Source organism: Rathayibacter sp. PhB127 (assembly GCF_003751665.1).
Lineage (GTDB): Bacteria > Actinomycetota > Actinomycetes > Actinomycetales > Microbacteriaceae > Rathayibacter > Rathayibacter festucae.
This window is the reverse complement of the sequence record NZ_RKHW01000005.1, coordinates 323,986-345,878: the sequence shown is the minus strand read 5'-3', so window position 1 is coordinate 345,878 and position 21,893 is coordinate 323,986. Positions and strand designations below refer to the sequence as shown.

Sequence of the window (21,893 nt, the reverse complement as noted above, 5' to 3'; positions counted from 1 at the left end):
CCGTGCGCCGTCGCACCGGGAGAGGTAATTTGAAGTTCCAGGCAACATATCAGGCGCTCCCACGAGCCCGAAAGGAACCGATCATCTCCTCGATCGACAGCGCATCGTCGCGCACCGACCTCCTCGTCACCGCCACCGCCGCTCCGACCTGGGAGAAGGGGCTGATCGTCGGCAGCGGCCGCATCGGCGCCGTCGTCCACGGGCCGGCCGACGCGCTCACCGTGTCCCTGGCGCACGAGCGGTACTTCCTGCCCGTCAACGCGCGGCCCGCCGCACCCGATCTCGCCGGGGTGCGGGACGAGCTGCGCAGCACCCTGCTCGCCGGCGACGCCGATGCGGCGAGCGAGGCGCTGCTCCGCGGCGCGCGCTCCAGCGGCTACGACGGCGGCCTGATCTGGACCGATCCGCTCGGGATCTGCGCGACCGTCTCGATCCGCACGACCGGCGGAGTCGCCTCGAGCCGCCGCCTGATCGACCCGCGGCTGGGCGAGGTCGCGGTCGAGTGGACCGACCTCGACGGTGGGCGGCACGCGGTGCGGCTGCTCGCGCCGCACGGCGGCGAGAGCGTCCGGCTGTGCGTGGAGTCCGACCGCGACGGCGAGACCGTCGTGGAGCTCGGGCTGGGCGCGGGCGACGCGACCTCGTTCGACACCGGGGTCCCGGACGCGTCGGCGGTCGTCGAGGCGAGCGTCGAGGGCGGGGCGGTCGGGCGGCTCGTCGCTCTGGCCGGCACCGGCAGCGCGGAGACCGGGGGCGAGCGCGTCCGCGCGGTCGTCACCGCCGCCACCGGGGCGCCGTGGCAGGTCGACGGAGGCGTGACCCGATCCGTCGCGCCGGTCGCGGCCGGCGCGGCGCGGCTCCTCCGCCTCGACCTCTCGCTCTCGGACGACGAGCCGGTGGCGGACGACCTGTCGTGGACTGACCTGCGCGCGGCGCAGCGCGACGGCCACGGCCGCCTCGTCGGCGCCTCCGCGCTCGATCTGGCCGGCGCCTCCTCCGCCGTGCTCACCGAGGACCTCTGGGACGAGGCGCGCGCCGGCGACGAGGGTGCGCGCCGCCGCGTCGTCGAGCTCGCGTACCTCAGCGGCCGGGCGAACATCGTCGCCTCGACCGGTGAGCTGCCGCCGACGCTGCAGGGCGTCTGGCAGGGGACGTGGCGGCCGGCCTGGTCCGCCGACTACACGCTCAACGGCAACGTGCAGAACGGAGCGATGGCGGGGATGATCCCGACCGGCACGCCCGAGCTGGCGCTGTCGATCCTGGAGCTGGTGCTGCCGCACCTCGACGACTACCGCGAGAACGCGCGCCTCGTCTACGGAGCGGAGGGGATGCTGCTGCCGTCGCGGATGTCGACGCACGGCCGCGCGGACCACTTCGCGGCGAGCTACCCGCACCTGTTCTGGACCGGCTGCGGCGGCTGGGTGCTGCGCCTCGCCGCCGACGCCGTCGCCGCGACGGGCGACCGCGGCATCGTCGACGACCGGCTGTGGGAGCTGGCCGAGGGCGTGTTGCGCTTCGCCGAGACCGGCACGACCGTGATCGACGGGGTGCGCCGGATCGTGCCCTCCTACTCCCCCGAGAACACGCCGGGCGGGGCGCGCTCGCCGCTGGCGGTCGACGCGACGATCGACGTCGCGGTGCTGCGGGACGCCGCCCGGGCGACCGCGCTGCTCGGGCGGGCCCGCGGCGACGACTCGCTCGACGAGCGCTGGGCCCGCGTGGTCGCCGAGCTGCCGGAGTACCGCGTGGCGGAGGACGGCACGCTCGCGGAGTGGATCGACCCGCGGTTCCCGGAGGAGATCGCGCACCGGCACGCCTCGCAGCTGTACCCGCTCTGGTACGGGGGCGACGCGGCGTTCGAGGGGGACGGTCCGGCGACCGTGCGTTTGCGGGCGGCCGCGGCGGCGACGGTGGCCGCGAAGATCGCGTGGCGGGCCGAGGCGCCGACCGCTCCCCCGGGGCGGATGGAGATGGCGTTCGGGCTGGTACAGGTCGGCACGGCGGCCGCGGCGCTGGGCGATGCGGAGTCCGCGCTGACCTGCGCGGAGTGGCTGGCGGTCGAGCACTGGTCGCCGACGCTCACGACCCGGCACGACGCGGGCCGGATCTTCAACCTCGACGCGAGCGGCGGGCTGCCGGGACTGGTCGCGGCGATGCTGCTCGGGTCGGACGACGAGACGCTGACGGTGCTCCCGGCGCTGCCGTCGGTGTGGGCGCGCGGTGCGGTGACGGGGCTGCGGGCGCGCGGCGGGCTGGTCGTGGACCGGCTGGAGTGGTCGCCGGGACGGGCGTCGCTGTGGGTGCGGCGGGTGCCGGGTGCGGAGTGGCTGGCGCCGGCGGGCGGGACGCGGCTGCGGACGCTCCGCGACGCGGTGCTGCGGGTCGACGGGCGCGAGGTGTCGGGCGGGCTGCCGATCGGCGCGGAACCGGTGTGCGTGGACGTGGAGTGGCGCGACTGAGGCGGCGGGGGTGACCTCCGGCTCGCGGAACGCGCCTGGGCACGCGGAAACGGGTGGATCAAACGAGCCGGACCGATACGCGGGCCCGAGATGGAAACCATGGGAGTCCCCCGCATGTCATCGAGGCGCGCATGAGAGCCGCTACCGCAGGCGCCACGCCGCCCAGCGCCGCCGTCACGTCGCAAGCGCCGATGAGCATCGTCACGCAGACCTGCCGCGGCCGGGGCTGGGGCTAGCGGGCGACCGCGGAGACCTCGCCTACTCGCGTCCGTGCCGTATGCGTTCAGTGTTCTTCATCGCGGCTCACATTGGCCAGTCATCGATTAACAGCGATGGCAGAACAGCGTCGAGGCGGCGATGCGCCTAGGAGAACGAACCAGACGCGTCATAGAGGTCGGCTTGGTTCTCGCCGAATTCGATTAGGACCCAGCGCAGTCCCGGAAACGGTCGTAGATACCGTTGAAGACGTACCGAAGCCTTGACGCTTGCTGATGCTGACGTCTAACTGCGCTCATGTGCGAGCAGCAGCTACCCTGCGCCTCCGCCATCGCGACGCCGACGTAGAGAACCTTACCGACGAGTATGCCACGTGGCGCCTCGACACCAACCCGTCCACGTTCATTTTCTCAACCAGCACTCTCGCAATTCCTGACCGCCACTGTTGCTATCCAGGGTGGGATGTCCAACAATGGAGTCCTACGAGAGGACCTCTGTGGCATCACGATCGCGCATCAAACCCGGTTTCACCCTCGGCGGTGAACAAGCAGAGGCCGACCCTCTTGCCATCGACGCATTCGTCAACTCAAACTTGTACGAAGTGGTCGAAGATCGAGCCGATCGTCGCTGCTTTTTAGTCGGAAGGACAGGATCGGGAAAATCTGCGGCGCTTCAGCATCTGGAAGAGACGGAGCCCGACCATGTAATTAGAATTTCACCCGAAGATCTCAGCCTTCCCTATATCACGGATATGCAACTTATTCGTTTTATGGATTCGCTCGACGTGAAGCTCGACTTGTTCTGGATCGCTTTGTGGAAGCATTTGCTCCTTGTCGAAATAATCAGACATCGCTATGGAGTGAACTCTCTCGAGTCAAAGCAACGCTTCCTTGGCGCACTTCGGGACAAACTGCAACGACAGCCCGGGAAGCAGGCCGCTCTTGAGTATCTCGACGAGTTTCAGGGGCGGTTTTGGGTCGATGCCGACGAGCGAGTGCGAGAAATAACGGACCGCTTCACCGAAAAGGTAGGTGCTGAATTTAAAGGTAGCGGCTCCGTGGGGGCGGCAAGTGCTAGCGGCGCGATTAGCGCTAGTCAGGAACAGTCTTCTGAGCAACGGACCGAACTCGCGAGTCGTTACCAACGGATAGTTAACGAAACTCAGTTGGCAAAGATTAATCAAATGCTCACAGTTCTCAACGATGAGATTCTTGATGAAGTCAACTTCACTTACATTATCATTGACGACCTCGACCGCGATTGGGTCGACGAACGGCTCTCCAACTCCTTGATTCGATGCCTATTTCGAACAGTTCTTGATTTGCAGCGAGTTAAAAATCTGAAGATAGTCGTCGCCTTACGGACTAACATCTTTCAGGAGCTGGATTTTGGCTCGAGCGGAGGCCAGGAGGAAAAATTCCGCGCACTGGTCCTTGAGATGCGATGGACCAAACCGGTCCTCGAGAATATCCTTGACGAACGCGTGCGGGTTTCGCAGGCCAAGTCCAGCCTCGACGCAACGACTTTTCGGGAGTTGCTTCCTCACGCCAATAACACCCGCGGCAATCCTCTCGAGTATATTATGGACCGAACATTACTACGTCCCCGCGATGCTATTGCCTTCGCAAATCAATGCCTTCTTAGCGGGGCGGGTAAAACGAAATTGACGTGGGATGATATAAAGACGGCGGAAGTCACTTATTCAGCCAATCGCCTGCTTGCCCTTAGAGATGAGTGGAAGCCAACTTATCCCGGTATCGACGACCTGCTAACCAAATTCCGAGGCGCTCCGGCGCGAATGTCAAAGAAGGAATTTCAAGAGCGCCTTGAGGAGTGCGCTTTGCTCATGAGTTCCGTAAACTTCCGAGGAACAGCCTGGCTCACACCATTGGCTGAGCCAATATGGGAGGCAGGGCATTCGAATTTGTCCTGGTTTGATCGCTACTCGGGTCTCACAGGTCTCTTCTACAACATCGGCGTCATAGGTTGCGCGTCGGCGGGAACAGCCGCACCTACTTTCTTCGACGCGGATCCGAATCTAGCCTCTTCGCCTTCTCGTCTCGAGAAGTCTGAATACTTTCATGTACATCGAATGTTGCATAGAGCTCTCGATATAAGCGTGTCGCAAGATCACAGAGCACGACACTCGGTTGTGTCGGAAAGGGGCGCGGCTGAGGAAAGCGAATACTTCGCAGGCGGTCGCGACGAAGCTCAGGAAGATCGACCTCGTTGGCGGTAGATAGTGGTTCCATGAGGCCGAGGTGAAAACGCGAGCCGGAGGTGAGGCGCTGTGAAGCTCGGCACGCGGAACGCGCCTCGGCTCGCCAGAACACGCGGATTCCACGAGCCGGAGGTGACTTCGCGAGCCGGAGATGAGGCGGGAGACCTTCGGCACGTGAAAAGCGCCCCGGCTCGTGAGAACTGGCGGATTCCGCGAGCCGGACGTGCCTGCCGGCCGCCGCCCGCCGTCAGGCGTCCGGCCGCCCGTAGCGGTCGTAGATGCGGTTGCGCGCCGCCAGCTCGGCCGGCGGGAGGCGCTGGGCGTCGGCGATCTCGTAGACGCCGAAGGTGTCGCGCAGGCGGGAGGACGGGTCGACCTCGACGAAGGTGCACCAGGGCAGCCAGTGGTGGTGGCTGCGCAGCGTCTGGCTCGCGAAGTCGCCGCTCTCGTGGCCGAGGCCGGGCATCGCGTAGCCGATGCTGCCGTCGACGTCGGTCGACTGCCGGGTGTTGCGGTGCAGGAACTCGGCGACGTCGCGGTAGTGGTCGTCGCCGGTGATCAGGAACAGCCGGTAGTAGCTGTACGAGCAGGCCGCCAGGTACACGTCGGCGCCGCCGCCGAGGGTGATGATGCTCTGGCCGCTGATCGAGTACCGGTTGAACGGATGCTGCGGCCAGGGCGCGACCACCGGGAACGACCAGGCGTAGGTCCAGGTCTCGGTGTAGTCGGCGGCGCGGACGGCGCCCTCCAGCCAGCGGTGCTCCTCGGTCAGGTCGTAGAGGGCGAGGAAGCCGAACAGGCCGTAGATGCCGGCCTCCTTGTCCTGGATGTCGGCGTTGTCGCAGGTGCCGCCGCGGTACTCCAGGGTGCGGTGGATGTTCGCGAACGACCACTCGCCGGCCCGCACGGCGGACTCGCGGTAGCGCGCCTCCCCCGTCACCAGGTGCAGCTGCACGAGGAAGCGGATGACGCTCGGGGTGTTCGAGCGCGAGTCCATCCGCACCGAGCCGTCGGCGTTGTAGGCGCGGTGGAAGCTGCCGTCGGCGTCCTGCACCTCGAGCAGCCAGTCGGCCGTCCGCCGGCAGAACTCGAGCCAGAGCGGCCGCTCGTCGCCGAGGCCGCGCAGGTGCAGGTAGGCGTCGAGGATCGCCTCGACACCGTCGGCGAGCATCCGCAGGTAGTGCGGGTACGGCTCGAAGCCGCCGAGGGCGGGGTTGAAGCACATCCGCGGCGGGCCGGACTCGGGCAGGGCCGTCCGCGCCCAGAAGTCGACGATGCCGATCCCCTGCTCGAACGCCTCGGGCACGCCCTCGCGGTCGCCGTAGCGCAGCAGCTGGTAGCCGATGCCGGGCTGCTGCCCGACGAAGCCGAACTGGAACGAGACGCTCGAGACGTCGAGGTCCGGCAGCTGGCAGGCGAACGGCAGGCCCCAGGAGTCGCCGTAGCGGCGGGTGAGGCGCTGCAGGATCGCCATGCCGTGGTGGAAGTGCCGCTCGTTGTCGACCTCGAACAGGTCGTCGCGCAGGCGCGCGTAGGCGCTGCGCCAGGTGGCGCGCATCATCGTCGCGAAGTCGTCGTGGCGGCCGAGATCGACGGCCACGGCGTAGCGCTGGCGGAAGCCGACCTCGACCGGGTGGTTGACCCGCTGCAGGGACTTCGGTGCCGCGTCGTAGTCGAGCCCGGAGTAGGGGTTGTCGACCGGGCGCTCGCCGTCGGCGCCGGGGTAGACGTAGTCGATCGACAGGCCGGCCGGCTTCTCGTCGAGCGGCGTCCGCACGCCGAAGCCGTAGTAGAGGTAGTTCAGCGTGGTGCCCTGCGGGCGGCTCAGGCCGATCGAGCCGACGGTGCACTCCGGGTCGGTGAAGTTCTCCGAGCGCACCACGTCCAGGCGCGGCAGGGTCACGTCGGCCGCCCAGCGCGAGAGCGCCACGGTCTCACCGGTGGCGAGGCTCTGCGCGGCGAACAGCGGCAGCGCGTAGTGCGTCTCGGTGCGCCAGAAGTACTCGCTGCCGGGGTCGCGGCCCATCGCGTCGGCCGGGCCGAAGGCGTTGTCGCGGTACCAGGCGCCGGGCGCGAAGCACTCGTAGTCGCGGAGGTCGTCGGATCCGGTCAGCCCGAGCGAGATCGCCGTCGAGAAGCCGAGGTCGCCGCCGGCCGCGAGCACCTCGACCTCGCGGTGCACGGAGAAGCCCGCGCCCGCGACGCGCCAGACGTCGGTGACGGCGAAGGACGAGCCCGAGCGCACGGTGATCGTGCCGGTGGCGGTGAGCGCTCCGCCTGCGATCGAGACGTCGTCGTAGGGCGCGCCGGAGTACTCGCTGATCGCGGTGACGGTCTTGACGGTGACGCGCAGCGGGCGGTCGTTGGCGTAGAGGACGCGCTCGCCCGAGAGCACCTCGAGGCCGCCCGCGCGGGCGCGCAGGGTGTAGTCGCCGGAGCGGAGTTCCACGGTGGATCCTTCCTCGAGGGTCATGTCAGTGCTTCTCGTCGTGCGTGCGGAGGTCGGCCGCGGGGCTGGTCGACTCCGCCGGCCCCGGCTCGTCCTCGAGCCGCCGCGCGCCCGGATCGAAGCGCCGCGACCCCGGCCGGAACAGCAGCGCCACTCCGCCCTCGACGAGCGCCGCGACGAGCAGGAGGATCGCGAACGGGATCAGCGAGATCTCGGCCCACGCGCCCATCACCGGCATCACCAGGCCTGCCGCGGTGAAGCTGACCGTGCCGAGGATCGCGGTGACGCTGCCCGCCTCGCTCGACGGGCCCTGGAGCGAGAGGTACTGCACCGGCGCGAAGCCGAGCGAGCGCCCCGCGAGCGCGAAGGTCAGCGCGCCGACGACGACGAGCAGCGGCTGCGTCCCGGCGAGGGCGAGCACCGCGACCACGACGGCGCCGAGGCCCGTGACGATCGCGGACGCGAACATCGCGAAGCGGGGCCCGAACCGCGGCACGATCACCCGGCCGGTCGTCTGCCCGACCGCGATCGTCACGAGCGAGGTGACCAGGAACAGCAGCCCGTAGAGGTCCGGCCCCACCGCGTAGACGTTGGTGTAGAGGAACGGCGCGGTGGCCAGGTAGGCGAAGCCGACCGACCAGCCCGCGGCGGAGGCGGCGGCGAGCGCCAGCACCCGTGGCCGCCTCAGCATCCCGAAGGAGTTCCGCAGCGACGGGCCGAGCCCGCCCTGGTGCCGCCGCTCGCGGGGCAGCGTCTCGGGCAGCACCAGCAGCGCGATGACGGTCGCGAGAGCCCCCCAGGCGGCGACCGCGAGGAAGGAGCCGCGCCAGTCGATCACCTTGGTCAGCTGCGCGCCGACGGAGGGCACCAGGATCGGGAAGACCGAGACGATGACGGCGAGGTTCGCGAGCATCGTCACGAGCCGCTTGCCGCTGTAGAGGTCGCGGACGATCGCGGTGACGACCACCCCGGCCGCGGTGCAGGCGGCGCCCTGGACGAAGCGGGCCGGGAGCAGCACCGCCGTGTCCGAGGTCATCGCCGCGACGAGGCTCGCCGCGATGTGCAGCGCCGCCGAGACGCCGAGCGGCCACTTGCGGCCGACCGCGTCGCTGAGCGGACCGGAGATCAGCTGGCCGGCCGCGAAGCCGAAGGTCGCGCCGGTGACGACCAGCTGGGCGGTCGCGACCGAGACGCCGAGGTCGTCCTGCAGCGTCGGCAGGAAGGGCAGCACCAGGTCGATGGTGAGCGGCCCGAAGCCGACCAGCATCGCGAAGATCGGCAGCAGCAGCCGGCCGCGGGGCATCACCCGGGTGGCGGAAGCGGTGGAGGCGGTCATGAGCGCGGAGCGCAGGTCACGGAGAGGGTCCTGTTCATCGGCTCCCGGTCGAGACCGGGAAGTAGAGCGAGAAGGGTTCGTCGACGACCTCGTGCAGAGGCCGGAAGCGGATCGCGGCGGGCTGGCCGAGGGTGCGGTAGCCGCGCAGCCACTGGGTCCACTGCCGCTCGTTGTCCGGGGCGAGCAGGGCGGGGGCGTCCTCGACGCGGCCGAGCAGGCTCACCTCGCGGTCGACGAGGCCGGCCAGCACGACCGGCCCCTCGACGAACGCGACGGTGCCGGGCTCGTCCGGGATCGGCACGGCGCGGATCTCGGTGCCGAAGGCGAGGTCGACGCTCGTGCGGCCCCCGGGGTGCGTCAGCAGCAGCACCCCGTCGAGGCGCTCGACCCGAGTGGTGTCGCCCGCGACACCGGGCTCGCCGACGGTCCACTCCGGCACCCGGATCCGCACCTGCAGCGCGACCCCCTCCGCTGACTCCACCTCGATGCGGATCCGCGAGGCGGAGGGCCGGTGCGCGTCGCCCGCGGCCCCCGCGTTCGCGTCCGGCCCCACGTAGCCGGCGTTGTCGAGCACCTCGACCCGCACGGACGCCTCGCCCGCGGCGGTCGCCACGCGGACGCTCGCGTCGACGTGCTGCGCGATCGTCAGCTCGGCGTCGCCGCCTCGGTAGAAGACGAGACCGGAGTGGCGGGTGTGCGCCTGCACCAGCGTGCCGTGGCAGCACCAGAAGTCCTCGGTCGGGCTGCCCCAGTCCTTGCGGGCGCCGCCCTCGAGCGGGAGGAAGTAGGCGACCATCCCGGTCCTCGGGTTCTGCTGGGCGAGCAGGCCGTTCCAGAGGTTGCGCTCGATGTAGTCGGCGTAGGCGAGGTCGCCGGTCCAGCGCAGCAGCACGTCGGCCAGCCGGATCATGTTGTAGACCGTGCAGTGCTCCTGCGTCTTCTCGCCGCGGCGGGCGGCGAACTCGAACGGCGGCGTCCAGATCTCGCCGGAGGTCTGACCGCCGGTGCAGAAGGTGCCGCGGAGGACGACCGCCTGCTCCCAGTAGGCCTCGACGATCCGCCGCCAGCGCTCGTCCCCGGTGACCTCGTAGGCGCGGGCGGCGCCGAGCACCTCGGGGATCGTGGTGTTGGCGTGCATGTTGGTGAGCACGTCACGGCCCTCGAGCAGACCCTCGAAGAGCGAGCGGCGGTCGTAGCGCTCGAGCAGCTCGGCGTAGACGGGGGCGCCGGTGATCGCGAGGAGGTCGGCCCAGACCTCGAGCATGCCGCCGGTCTCGACCTCGAGGATCTCCTGGAACGCGTCGTCGTCGAAGCCGCGGACCCACTCCAGCAGCGGGGTCGTCGCCGCCCGCGCCATCCGGAGCGCCCGCTCGTCGCCGAGGTCGAGGTGCAGGTCGACCAGGCCCATCAGCAGCTTGTGCATCGCGTACTGCGGCGCCCAGATCGGGCGGCCGGTCGCCAGGCGGTCGAGGTAGCCGCGCGGGATCGCCCAGATCCAGCCGCCGCCGTTCTCCTCCTGGCAGCGCTCGAGGCCGTCGAGCACGGAGTCGATCCGGACGCGGAGCAGCGGGTCGCCGGTGACCGCGACCTCGCGCGCCGCGGCCGAGAGCCAGTGGCCGAGGAAGTGGCCGCGCAGCTGCGAGCCGGGCGTCTCCCAGCCCCAGTGCCGGTCGAGACCGCGGGCCTCGCGCGACTCCTGGGACGGGTGCAGGTGCCAGCCCTGGTCGCCGATCCCGGCCTCGATGCGGAAGTTCTGCAGCAGCCCCTCGTCGGTCAGCGAGAGCAGGTAGTCGCGGTTGAGCCGCCGCCGGGCGTCGAGCACCCCGCGCTCCAGGCGGGACTCGTGCGGGGCCGGGTGGGTCAGCGGCATGGATGCTCCTCGGCGGTGAGTGATCGGGGTGGGTGGATCGAAGCGGGGTGGATCTGCAGTGAGCGGGACGACGACGGGATCGCCGGCGGTCGAGATCGATCTCTCACTGTACTCAGACCAGGATCGACGGTAGGAATGTCATCATGCAATCCCCGAGAGTGATCCATCTCGTCGCCGATGACGTGTCCGCCCTCCTCACTCAGTCGGGAGGTGACCTGCCCGTCCTGCTGCACTGGGGTCCGCGGATCGAGGCGAGCGACGACGACCTCGCCGGTTTCGCAAGAACCCCCGAGAGGACGGGGATGGACGGCGGTTCCGACGTGCCCTACGAGCCCGGGATCCTCCCCGAGCACACCTTCGGCTGGGCCGGCCTGCCCGGCCTCCGGGTGCACCGCGAGGGCGCCGGCTGGGCGCCGCGACTCACCGTGGACGCCGTCTCGGTGGCCGGCGAGGCCCTCGCGGAGGGCGCCGTCGTGCAGCCCGGCAGCGCCGCCGTGACGGTCGAGGCGCACGACGCGCAGGCCGGAATCGGGGTCGTGCTGGAGATCGTTCTCTCGCCCGCGGGACTGCTTCGGACGCGCGTGTCCGTCCGCAACGACGGCACCGGGCACCTCGAGGTGATCGGCGTCGACCCCGCCCTGCGGATCCCGACCGAGGCCCGCGAGATCCTGGACTTCTCCGGCCGCTGGGGCACCGAGAAGATCCCGCAGCGCCACCCCGTCGTCACCGGCAGCCACTCGCGCTCCTCGCGGCGCGGCCGCACGGGCCTGGACGCGACGACGGTCGTCGCGATCGGCACCCCCGGCTTCGACGCGGCCGACGGCAAGGTCTGGCTCTGCCACGTCGGCATCGGCGGCAACCACGAGCACGCCGTCGAGCGCGGCGACGGCTGGCTCGCCTTCCGCGGCGGCGAGCTGCTCCTGCCCGGCGAGGTGCGCCTCGCGAGCGGCGAGAGCTACTCCTCCCCCTGGATCTCCGGCAGCTTCGGTGTCGGCCTCGACGCCGCCGCCGCCCGCTTCCACGCCTACCTCCGCGGAGTCTCACGCTCCTTCCGACGCCCGCGCCCGGTCACCCTCAACGTCTGGGAGGCGGTCTACTTCGAGCAGGACTTCGCGACCCTCGCCGAGCTGGCCGACCGCGCCGCCGCCCTGGGGGTCGAGCGCTACGTGCTCGACGACGGCTGGTTCCTCGGCCGCAGCGACGACCGCGCGGGCCTCGGCGACTGGACGCCCGACCCCGTCTCCTGGCCGGACGGCCTCCTCCCGCTGGCCGAGCACGTCCGCAGCCGGGGCATGGAGTTCGGCCTCTGGGTCGAGCCCGAGATGATCAACGAGGACTCCGACCTCGCCCGCGCGCACCCCGACTGGATCCTGCGCGCTCGCGAGGAGCTGCCGCCCCGCTTCCGCTTCCAGCAGGTGCTCGACCTGACGAACCCGGACGCGTTCGCGCACCTCCTCGGCGTGCTCGACGGGCTGGTCGCCGACCTCGGCGTCGCGTACCTGAAGTGGGACCACAACCGCGATCTGATCGACGCCGGCCACCCCGCCACCGGCACCGCCGCTGTGCACGAGCAGACGCTCGCGCTCTACCGGCTGATCGACGAGCTGCGCGAGCGGCACCCCGAGCTCGAGATCGAGAGCTGCGCCTCCGGCGGCGGCCGCGTCGACCTCGGGATCCTCGAGCGCACCGACCGCGTGCACACCTCCGACAACCAGGACCCGCTGGACCGCTCGCGGATGCTGCGCTGGACCGGGCTGCTCGTGCCGCCGGAGATGCTCGGCTCGCACGTCGCCTCGCCGGTCAACTCCGTCACCGGGCGCACCAGCGATCTGCACACCCGCTGCGCGATCGCCTTCCTCGGCCACTTCGGCATCGAGTGGGACCTCCGCGAGCTGGACGCCGAGGAGGAGCCGGTGCTGGCCGGCTGGATCGCGGCGTACCGCGAGCACCGCGGGCTCATCGCGACGGGCCGGGTCGTCGGCAGTGGCGACTCCGATCCCGACGCGCCGTCGCTGCGCGGTGTCGTCGCGATCGACGGCTCCGAGGCGCTCTACACGCTGGTCACGCCGGCGCTGACGGCGGACTCGCGCCGCCGCGTCCGCCTCCCGGGCCTGGACCCGCGGGCCCGCTACCGCGTCGAGGCCGCGCGCCCCGGCTCGCTCGGCCCGCCCTGGCAGAGCCCGCGCTGGCTGGAGGCGACCGTGCCGCTCGACTCCGACGCCCCGGCCCCCGCCTACTCGGGGAGCCTGCTGGGCGAGGCGGGCCTGGACCTGCCGACCTTCCACGCCGACCGCGCGATCGTCCTGCGGCTCGTCCGCGTCGACGCGTGAGCGGCGCCGCGTGAGCGCCGACGCGTGAGCGCCGCCGCCCCGACCGCTGCCGACTCGCCCACCACCACCCTGGAGCACCCCGTGAACACCACCGTCACCGTCGACCTCGACCGGCCCGGCGCCACCATCAGCAAGCACGTCTACGGCCACTTCGCCGAGCACCTCGGCCGCTGCATCTACGACGGCTTCTGGGTCGGCGAGGACTCGCCCGTCCCGAACGCCGGCGGGATCCGCCTGGACGTCGTCGAGGCCCTGCGCGCCCTCGACATCCCCAACCTCCGCTGGCCGGGCGGCTGCTTCGCCGACCGCTACCACTGGACCAACGGGATCGGCCCGCGCGAGGAGCGCCCCGGCCTGATCAACACCCAGTGGGGCGGGGTCGCCGAGGACAACTCCTTCGGCACCCACGAGTTCATGGCGCTCTGCGAGCTGCTCGGCGCCGACGCCTACATCTCCGGCAACATCGGCTCCGGCACCGTGCAGGAGATGGCCGACTGGGTCGAGTACCTCACCGGCTCCGGGAAGTCGCCGATGGCGGACCTGCGCCGCTCGCACGGCCGCGAGGAGCCGTGGACCGTCCGCTACTGGGGCCTCGGCAACGAGACCTGGGGCTGCGGCGGCAACATGCGCGCCGGCGCCTACGCCGACCTCGCCCGCCAGTTCGGCACCTTCGTGCAGAGCGGCAACGACGTGCCGCTGCACCGCATCGCGGCCGGCGCCGACGGCGCGGACACGCACTGGACGCAGACGCTGATGGAGGTGATCCCCGAGATCGAGGGGCACCCCTTCTCCTCCGTGCCGTGGGAGTCGGTCTCGGTGCACTACTACACGATCGGCGGCAGCTGGCACGCGAAGGGCAGCGCGACCGACTTCGACGCGGACACCTACTGGAGCACGATCGTCGCCGCGCAGGGCATCGAGGAGCTGCTGCGCTCGCACGCCGCCGTGATGGACGTGCACGACCCCGAGAAGAAGTACGGGATGGTGCTCGACGAGTGGGGCACCTGGTGGGACGTGGAGCCGGGCACGCACCCGGGCTTCCTCTTCCAGCAGAACACCATCCGCGACGCGATGGTCGCGGGAATCCACTTCGACGTCTTCCACGCCTTCGCCGACCGGCTATCGATGGCGAACATCGCGCAGACCGTCAACGTGCTGCAGGCGATGCTGCTCACCGACCCCGACGGCGGCGAGATGGTGCGCACGCCCACCTATCACGTGTTCGAGATGAACAAGGGGCACCAGGACGCGACGGTACTGCCGACCACGGTCGCCGGGCCGACCCACGCGGTCGACGGGCGCGAGATCGCGCTCGCCTCCGCGTCCGCCTCGGTGAAGGACGGGCGCGTGCTGGTCTCGATGACCAACGTCGACCTGGACGAGCCGCTGGAGATCGAGCTGTCCTTCCGCGGCGGTTCCGTGACCGGAGCGACGGGGCGGCTCCTCACCGCCGACTCGCCCCAGGCGCACAATCGGCCGGGCGACGCCGACGCGGTCAGCCCGGTCGCGCTCGAGGGGCTGGAGACCACGGCGACGGGGCTGCGGGTGACGCTGCCGCCGCACTCCTTCGCGACGGTGTCGCTGGAGCTCGTCGGGGACGCGGCGGGCGCGCTCGTGGCAGGGTCGGAGGCATGATCGCGACGCGCACCGAGGCCGCCCGCCGCCCGCCGATGGGCTGGAACAGCTGGGACTGCTTCGGCTCCTCCGTCACCGAGGACGAGGTGCTGGCCAACGCCGAGTACCTCGCCGAGCACCTGCTCCCGCACGGCTGGGACACGGTCGTCGTCGACATCCAGTGGTACGAGCCGGACCCCGGCACGAGCGACTACCAGGCGGTGTCGGAGCCGGTCCTGGACGACTGGGGACGGCCGCAGCCCGCGGTGGGGCGCTTCCCCTCCGCGGCGACCGGAGGCTTCACCGCGCTGGCCGCGCGCGTGCACGCCCTCGGGCTGCGCTTCGGCGTGCACCTGATGCGCGGCGTGCCCCGCCGGGCCGCCGAGCTCGGGCTGCCGATCCTCGGCTCCGACGCGACCTGCGCCGACATCGCCGACCGCGGGAACGTCTGCCCGTGGAACCCGGACGACTACGGCGTCGACATGACCGTGCCGGGCGCGCAGCAGTACTACGACTCGGTGATGGCGCAGCTGGCGTCGTGGGGCGTCGACTTCGTCAAGCTCGACGACGTGCTCTACCCGCCGATCCAGGCCGACGAGATCGCCGCGCTCTCCCGCGCGATCGACGCGACCGGCCGGCCGATGGTGCTGAGCCTCTCGCCGGGCAAGCAGCTCTCGCTGGAGAACCTGGACCTGCTCCGCGACACCGCGCAGATGTGGCGGATCTCGGACGACTTCTGGGACGACTGGGGGCACCTGCAGGAGCAGTTCCAGCGCGCCGCGCGCTGGGCGCCGCACCAGCGGCCGGGCGCGTGGGCCGACGCCGACATGCTGCCGCTGGGCCGGATCGGCGTGCGGGCGCACGTGGGCGAGGACCGCCTCTCGCGGTTCACCCCCGCCGAGCAGCGCACGCTCGTGACGCTCTGGTGCCTGCTGCGGTCGCCGCTGATGATGGGCGGGCACCTGCCGGACACCCCGCCCGAGACGCTCGCGCTGCTGACGAACGACGACGTCCTGGCCCTGCTGTCCAGCGAGGGCAGCCGCGAGATCGTCCGCGACGGCGGCCTCGTCGTCTGGAGCGCCTGGCAGGGCGACGTCCAGTGGCGCGGCGTCTTCTGGCTCGGCGACTCCCCGCGCGAGTACTCCGCGCACCTCGCCGACCTCGGCTGCACCGGCGCCCCCGTCGACGCCTGGACGGGCGACCCCCTCCCCGTCGCCGACGGCGCGGTCGCCCTCACCCTGGAGCCCCACGGCGCCCACCTGCTCCGCTTCGCCTGACCCGCCGGCCCGCCCCGCCCCCGCCCACTCCTCGTTCTCGGGAGAAGGGGGGGGCGCGGCGCTGCCCATGCTGATCGAGTAGCGCCCGCAGGGCGCGTATCGAGATCCACCACCGCCGAGTCGCCGGGTCTCGATACGCCGCTGCGCGGCTACTCGACCAGCAAAACGGGAGCCGCTCCGCGGCTGTACCGGAAAGTCCTCGTACAACCACAGTGTGAGGATTTCCACACAAAGGAGGACTGTGCATTTTTCCTCACAGGAGCGTATTGTGAGGAAATACCCACAGCTGAGGTGCGACACGAGTCGCACTCGAGACCTCAGGAGGAGCCGTGCCGACCATCAAGGCTCGCAAGGCGAGCGATCTCGCCTCGATCGTCCGCGCTGTACGCGAGGAGTCCGGCCTGAGTCAGACCGAGCTCGCGGAACGGATCGGCCTGTCGCGTGAATACGTCGTGAACCTGGAGACCGGGCAGCCGACGCTCTACGCGCGAAGACTGTTCCGCATCATGCATGAGCTCGGTATCACCGTCTCCCTCGAGTATCAGGACTCGGCTCGTGATGACGACGGCGTCACCGCTTCGAACAAGCGCACGTGATCTTGGCGAGGATCGACGTCGGGCGACTTCGAACACGTGGGTCTCGATACGCCGCTCCGCGGCTACTCGACCAGCGTGCTGCCGCGAATGCGCAGAAGTTGCGGTAGTCGGGCGCGACTACCGCAACTTCTGAGTTCTGGGGGCGGGTCAGGACTCCGTGTCGGTGAGGGCGTCGAGGCGGGCGACGTCGTCGGCGGAGAGGGGGAAGTCGACCTGGGCGTTCTCGCGGATGCGCGCGGGGGTGGTCGACTTCGGCAGGGGCAGGACGTCCTTCTCGAGCAGGTAGCGGATGCAGAGCTGCGCGACGGAGACGCCGTTCGCCTTCGCAATGTCGGCGAGGTCCGAGTTCTCGAGCAGGCCGCCGGTCGCCAGCGGCGAGTAGCCCTCGACGAGGATGCCGTTGGTGCGGCAGTAGTCGGTCGTCTCGTCCTGGGTGTTGCCGACGAACCAGCGGATCTGGTTGGCGTGCGGCTTCACGTCGGTCGCCGCGATCAGCGACTCCAGGTCGTCGACGGAGAAGTTGGAGACGCCGATGGCGCGGGCGCGGCCGGAGTCGTAGATCTCCTCCATCGCCTTCCAGGCCGCGATGTTGCCGTCGCGGTGGTCCGAGCCCATGTCCGACCACGGCCACGGGGCGTGGATCAGGTACAGGTCGACGTGCTCGAGCTCGAGCGCCGCCATCGTCGTCTCGAAGCTGTCCTTCGCGCCGGCGTGGTCCTTGACCTCGGCGGGCAGCTTCGTGGTGATGAAGACCTCGTCGCGCGGGATCCCGCTGTCGCGCAGCGCCCGGCCGACGCTCGCCTCGTTGCCGTAGCCGCGAGCGGTGTCGATGTGGCGGTAGCCGGCCTCGAGCGCCGTGGTCACCGCGTCGTAGGCGTCGGCCCCGTCCTCGATCTGCCAGGTGCCGAAGCCGATCTTCGGGATCTCGACGCCGTTGGACAGGGTGAAGGTGTCGGTCAGTGCAGGCATGTCTCTCCTCGAGAAGTCCGGCCCCGCGCGCGTCCTCGCGCCGGGGGTGCTGCTGTTCACGGTAGGCGCGCGGGCCGGCGGGCGCAGGCCCCTTGCGCCCCGCGTCCGGGCCGCCCGCCCGCGTTCCATGCTGATCGAGTAGCGCCCGCAGGGCGCGTATCGAGATCCGCCGTCACCGGGAGGGTGGGTCTCGATACGCCCCGACGGGGCCACTCGACCAGCATGAAAGAGGCGGCCGCCGCTCAGCGGCTGCTCGGCCAGCGGGCGGCGGGTCAGCCTCGGGTCACCGACCACGGGGTGCGGAGGGCGCGCTCGGCGAGCACGCGGCGCGCGCCCGTCAGGGTGACGTCGGCGGTCTGCGCGGCGTCGGAGGCCGACGGGCCGGCGATCAGGCGCAGCGGGCCCGGGTCCACACTGAGCGCGCCGTCCTCGCCGGTCGCCGCGAGCCGCGCCGCCTCGACGTGGAAGTGCACGGTCAGCGACTCCCCCGCGGCGATCGGCACGCGCGCGTAGCCGAGCAGCTGCGCGGCCGGCCGCACGACGGGCGAGGTCGGGTAGGCGGCGTACAGCTGCACGACCTCGACGGTGTCCTCGCCGCTGTTGCGGAGGGTGACCGCGGCGTCGAGCGCCCCGTCCACCGCCAGCACGGCCGGTGCGGACAGCGCCTCGTACGCGATGGCGCCCCGCGTGAGCCCGAAGCCGAACGGGTGCAGCGGCGTGTTGTCGAGCGCGGTGATCCCCGGGTTCGAGAGCCCGAGCGACGGCTGCAGGTACGTCGTCGACGCCGAGGGGAGCCGCGGGATCTGCACGGGCAGGCGCCCGGTGGGCGAGACCCGTCCCGAGAGCACCCCGGCGACCGCGGCCGCCCCGTCCGCTCCGGGGAAGAACGCCTGCACGACTCCGCGCGCCGAGCCGTACGCGCCGAGCGCGTAGGGCCGGCCCGAGAGCACGACCAGCACGGTCGGCACGCCGGTCGCGAGGACCGCCGAGACCAGCTCGTCCTGGGCGCCCGGCAGCCGCAGGTCGGCCGCGTCGCAGCCCTCGCCCGAGGTCCCGTCGCCGAACAGCCCGGCCACGTCGCCGACGACGACCACGGCTGCGTCGCTCGAGCGCGCCACGGCGACGGCCTCGGCGATCGCGGAGGTGTCCGCGGAGGTGATCGATCCGCCGGCCGCGAAGCGCACCCGCTCCTCGCCGATCTCCGCGCGCAGGGCGGTGAGCACGGTCGGGATCTCGATCCCGAGGTCGTGCCCCGGGTGCTTGGAGAGCACGTGGTTCGGGAAGGCGTAGCAGCCCACCAGGCTGCGGAACTGGTCCGCCGCCGGGCCGACCACCGCGACCGTGCCCGAGGCGAGCAGCCCGCGGACGTCGTCGTCGCGCAGCAGCACGACCGATTCCTCCGCGATCCGGAGCGAGATCGCCCGGTTGCGCGCGCTGTCGAGGTCCACCGACTCGGCCCCCTCGGGCACGAGCGGCCCGCCGTCGAGCAGCCCGGCCTCGAACTTGTGCCGCAGGTGGCGCTCGACCGAGCGGTCGAGGTCGCGCTCGTCGACGACGCGCTCGCGGATCAGCCGCGGCAGCTCGCCGTACGCCGCGGTCTGCGGCAGCTCCACGTCGACGCCGGCGCGGATCGCCAGCCGCCCCGCGTCGGCGGTGTCGACCGCGACGTGGTGCATCGTCTGGAGGAACGGCACGGCCCAGTAGTCGGCCACGACCGTCCCCTCGAAGCCCCACTTCTCCCGCAGGATCGTGGTCAGCAGGTGCCGGCTCGCACTGCTGGGCACGCCGTCGATGTCGGTGTACGAGGTCATCACGCTGCGCGCGCCGCCGTGCCGCAGCGCAGCCTCGAACGGCGGCAGCACGGTGTCCGCGATCTCGCGCGGCCCCATGCTCACCGGAGCGTGGTTGCGGGCGCCGCGGGAGGCCGCGTAGCCGGCGAAGTGCTTGAGCGTCGCGATGATCCCCGCCGACTCGAGCCCGGCGACGTACGCCGTGCCGAGCTGCGAGACCAGGTACGGGTCCTCGCCGAGGGTCTCCTCGACGCGGCCCCAGCGGTAGTCCTTCACGACGTCGACCACCGGCGCGAGCCCCTGGTGGATGCCGAGGGCGCGCATGTCGGAGCCGATCGCCTCCGCCATCTCGCCGACGAGTTCCTCGTCGAAGGTGGCCGCCCAGGCGAGCGGCGTGGGGAACGCGGTCGCGCCGTACGCCGCGAGCCCGGTCAGGCACTCCTCGTGCGCGATCGCCGGGATGCCCAGGCGCTGCGAGCCGACGACCCGCTCCTGCAGCTCGCGGAGCCGGCGCACGCCCTCCGGCACCGAGACGGGCTCGGTGCCGAAGACGCGGGTGAGCTGGCCGAGGCCGCCGGCGAACGGGTCGGCCGCGGTCTCGGGGCCGCCCTCGAGCTTCGGGGCGAAGTCGTCGGCGGAGTCGGTGAGCCAGACGGAGCCGAGCTGGGCCGCCTTCTCCTCGAGCGTGAGCTCAGCGGTGAGGAGGCGGGCCCGCTCGCTCGCGGAGAGGGAGCGGTCCCGCCAGTCGCGACCACCGCTCCGATCCCCGGTCTCGTCGGTGCGGTCGGAGGGGACGAGAGTGGTGGAGGCGTCGTGCATCAGCCCTTGAACGCTCCGTCCATGATCCCGGACACCATGCGGCGACCGACGAAGAAGAACGCGATCAGCAGCGGCAGCGTGGCCATGAACGACCCGCCCATCGCCAGCGCGACGTCGATCGACCGGTTGGCCTGCAGCTGCTTCAGCGCGATCTGCACCGTGAACAGCTCCGGCGACTTCAGCACGATGAACGGCCACATGAAGTCGTTCCAGACCGCGGTGAACGTGATCAGCCCGAGCACGAACGCCGCCGGGCGGACCACCGGGAAGGCGATGCGCCAGAACAGCTGCCAGGAGTTGGCGCCGTCGATGCGGGCCGCCTGGATCAGCTCGTCGCTGACCGTCGTGGACATGTGCTGGCGCATCCAGAAGATGCCGAAGGCGCTGGCCAGACCCGGGACGATGATCGCCTGGAGGGTGTCGACCCAGTCGAGGGCCGAGACGATCAGGTACTGCGGGATGATGCTCAGCTGCGCCGGCACCGTCATGGTCAGCAGCACGATCAGGAACAGCACGTTGCGGCCCGGGAACTGCAGCTTCGCGAAGGCGAAGCCGGCCATCGCGCAAAGGATCGCGGAGAGGACCGCGATGCTCAGCGAGACGATCAGCGAGTTGAACAGCGACGCGATGAACGGGACGGTGTCGAACACCTTCTCCGCGATGGCGAAGAAGTTCGTGCCCGGGTACAGGCGCGGCGGGATCGACGTGACGGCGGTCGCTCCGACCGACGCGATGACGAACATGTAGTAGAGGGGGAACACCGAGACGAGCACGGCGACGACGAGGAAGACGTACGTCGGCCAGCCGACCCCGCCGCCCTTGCCGCGGCGCTTCGGGAGCACCTTCGGGGTGTCGCCGGTGGCGACGGCCCGGGCCTGCGGGAGGGCCTGATCGATCACATCGGACATCAGACGGCCGCCTTCCGGGTGCGGGTGGACAGGTAGAAGTTGATCAGCGAGACGACCACGACGATCACGAACAGCACGACGCCGATCGCGGAGCCGTAGCCGAACTTGAACTGGCCGAAGCCCTGCTCGTAGAGGAACAGCGCGAGCGTCTGGCACTGCCGGCCGGCGCCGCAGGTGAGGCCCGATTCGGGAGACACCAGGAGCGCCTCCGTGAAGATCTGCAGACCGCCGATGGTCGACATGATCACGGTGAAGACGATGATCGGGCGCAACGCCGGGATGGTGAGGTGGCGGAACTGCTGCCAGCTGGAGGCGCCGTCGACCGAGGCGGCTTCGAACATCTCGCGCGGGAGCGACTGGAGCCCCGCCAGGTAGAGGAGCGTGTTGTAGCCGAACCAGCGCCAGAAGACCATCGTCGAGATGACGATCCAGGAGCCGTAGTTGGTGGCCAGGAAGTTGATCGAGGGCAGTCCGAAGATGCCGAGGAACCAGTTGATCAGGCCGAAGTTCTTGTCGAAGATCTGCGCGAAGACGATCGCGGTCGCCGCGACGGAGGTGATGTAGGGCACCAGCAGCGCCATGCGCCAGAAGTTCGCCCAGCGCAATCGCGCGTGGTTGAGCAGGTGCGCCAGGAAGAGCGCGAAGAGCAGCTGCGGCACCGTCGAGATGATGAAGATGCCGAAGGTGTTGACCAGGGCGTTCCAGAACCGGCTGTCGGCGAAGAGCTGCTGGAAGTTCGCGAGGCCGACGAAGGTCTGCTCGCCGATCGGGTTCCAGTCGAACAGCGAGACGTAGAACGTGAAGAGCAGCGGGAAGAGCCCGAACACGATGAAGATGAGGAAGAAGGGCGCGACGTACGCGTAGGGGGCGATCCGCTCCGAGAGGGAGTTGCGGATCTTCGCGGCCTTCTGGACCGGGACGCTGGGCTGCTTGCGCTGCCTGGGGGGACGTATGGCTGTCGCCGTTGACACGTGGGTTACCTCCGTCGAAGGGGCGGCCCGGCGCGCGAGGCGCCGGGCCGCTCGGGTGGGTGGGGCGA

General features: G+C 70.6%; 13 protein-coding genes. 6 read left to right on the top strand and 7 right to left on the bottom strand.

Translation table 11 applies throughout. The annotated features are described in order from the left end of the window. Nucleotides 1-2 precede the first annotated feature (2 nt). Both EDF22_RS19660 and EDF22_RS20590 read left to right on the top strand, forming a co-directional pair. On the top strand, nucleotides 3-2,459 hold the full coding sequence (locus EDF22_RS19660; RefSeq protein WP_185039153.1) for a glycosyl hydrolase family 95 catalytic domain-containing protein: 2,457 nt from the start codon (nucleotides 3-5) through the stop codon (nucleotides 2,457-2,459). Between the two features lie 712 nt (nucleotides 2,460-3,171). After that, the gene (locus EDF22_RS20590; RefSeq protein ID WP_148059252.1) at nucleotides 3,172-4,914 is read left to right on the top strand and encodes a P-loop ATPase, Sll1717 family; all 1,743 of its coding nucleotides are present in this window, start codon (nucleotides 3,172-3,174) and stop codon (nucleotides 4,912-4,914) included. Between the two features lie 229 nt (nucleotides 4,915-5,143). Here EDF22_RS20590 and EDF22_RS19655 read toward each other — a convergent pair whose 3' ends face one another. The 3 genes from EDF22_RS19655 to EDF22_RS19645 are packed head-to-tail and all read right to left on the bottom strand — an operon-like array spanning nucleotide 5,144 to nucleotide 10,551. After that, nucleotides 5,144-7,345, bottom strand: a complete 2,202-nt coding sequence (locus tag EDF22_RS19655) for a hypothetical protein (protein ID WP_123706531.1) — start codon at nucleotides 7,343-7,345, stop codon at nucleotides 5,144-5,146. A 25-nt stretch (nucleotides 7,346-7,370) separates the two neighbouring features. Next, on the bottom strand, nucleotides 7,371-8,681 hold the full coding sequence (locus EDF22_RS19650; protein ID WP_123706493.1) for an MFS transporter: 1,311 nt from the start codon (nucleotides 8,679-8,681) through the stop codon (nucleotides 7,371-7,373). 34 nt (nucleotides 8,682-8,715) lie between these two features. Then, complete coding sequence (locus tag EDF22_RS19645; RefSeq protein WP_123706492.1) at nucleotides 8,716-10,551, bottom strand: beta-L-arabinofuranosidase domain-containing protein; 1,836 nt, start codon at nucleotides 10,549-10,551, stop codon at nucleotides 8,716-8,718. 143 nt (nucleotides 10,552-10,694) lie between these two features. Here EDF22_RS19645 and EDF22_RS19640 point away from each other — a divergent pair, with 143 nt between their 5' ends. From EDF22_RS19640 to EDF22_RS19630, 4 genes are all read left to right on the top strand, one after another. Then, nucleotides 10,695-12,881, top strand: coding sequence for an alpha-galactosidase (locus tag EDF22_RS19640; protein ID WP_123706491.1), 2,187 nt, complete (start codon nucleotides 10,695-10,697; stop codon nucleotides 12,879-12,881). A gap of 24 nt (nucleotides 12,882-12,905) precedes the next feature. Continuing rightward, a complete protein-coding gene (locus EDF22_RS21020; protein WP_397460177.1) occupies nucleotides 12,906-14,516 on the top strand; it encodes an alpha-N-arabinofuranosidase in 1,611 nt (536 codons plus the stop codon). Continuing rightward, nucleotides 14,513-15,772, top strand: a complete 1,260-nt coding sequence (locus EDF22_RS19635) for a glycoside hydrolase family 27 protein (RefSeq protein ID WP_260303575.1) — start codon at nucleotides 14,513-14,515, stop codon at nucleotides 15,770-15,772. The genes EDF22_RS21020 and EDF22_RS19635 overlap by 4 nt, the downstream gene beginning before the upstream one ends. A 329-nt stretch (nucleotides 15,773-16,101) precedes the next feature. After that, complete coding sequence (locus EDF22_RS19630; protein WP_123706490.1) at nucleotides 16,102-16,368, top strand: helix-turn-helix domain-containing protein; 267 nt, start codon at nucleotides 16,102-16,104, stop codon at nucleotides 16,366-16,368. A 147-nt stretch (nucleotides 16,369-16,515) separates the two neighbouring features. On the opposite strand, the gene EDF22_RS19625 is transcribed toward EDF22_RS19630, so the two are convergent. The 4 genes from EDF22_RS19625 to EDF22_RS19610 all read right to left on the bottom strand — a co-directional run bounded on the left by EDF22_RS19625 (nucleotide 16,516) and on the right by EDF22_RS19610 (nucleotide 21,825). Continuing rightward, nucleotides 16,516-17,337: an aldo/keto reductase gene (locus EDF22_RS19625; RefSeq protein WP_123706489.1), complete on the bottom strand. Its 822-nt coding sequence runs from the start codon at nucleotides 17,335-17,337 to the stop codon at nucleotides 16,516-16,518. A 272-nt stretch (nucleotides 17,338-17,609) separates the two neighbouring features. After that, nucleotides 17,610-19,946, bottom strand: coding sequence for a glycoside hydrolase family 3 N-terminal domain-containing protein (locus EDF22_RS19620; RefSeq protein ID WP_123706488.1), 2,337 nt, complete (start codon nucleotides 19,944-19,946; stop codon nucleotides 17,610-17,612). Next, nucleotides 19,946-20,854, bottom strand: coding sequence for a carbohydrate ABC transporter permease (locus EDF22_RS19615; protein ID WP_123706487.1), 909 nt, complete (start codon nucleotides 20,852-20,854; stop codon nucleotides 19,946-19,948). Before EDF22_RS19615 ends, EDF22_RS19620 begins: the two co-directional genes overlap by 1 nt. Beyond that, on the bottom strand, nucleotides 20,854-21,825 hold the full coding sequence (locus tag EDF22_RS19610; protein WP_221180979.1) for a carbohydrate ABC transporter permease: 972 nt from the start codon (nucleotides 21,823-21,825) through the stop codon (nucleotides 20,854-20,856). Before EDF22_RS19610 ends, EDF22_RS19615 begins: the two co-directional genes overlap by 1 nt. Nucleotides 21,826-21,893 lie beyond the last annotated feature (68 nt).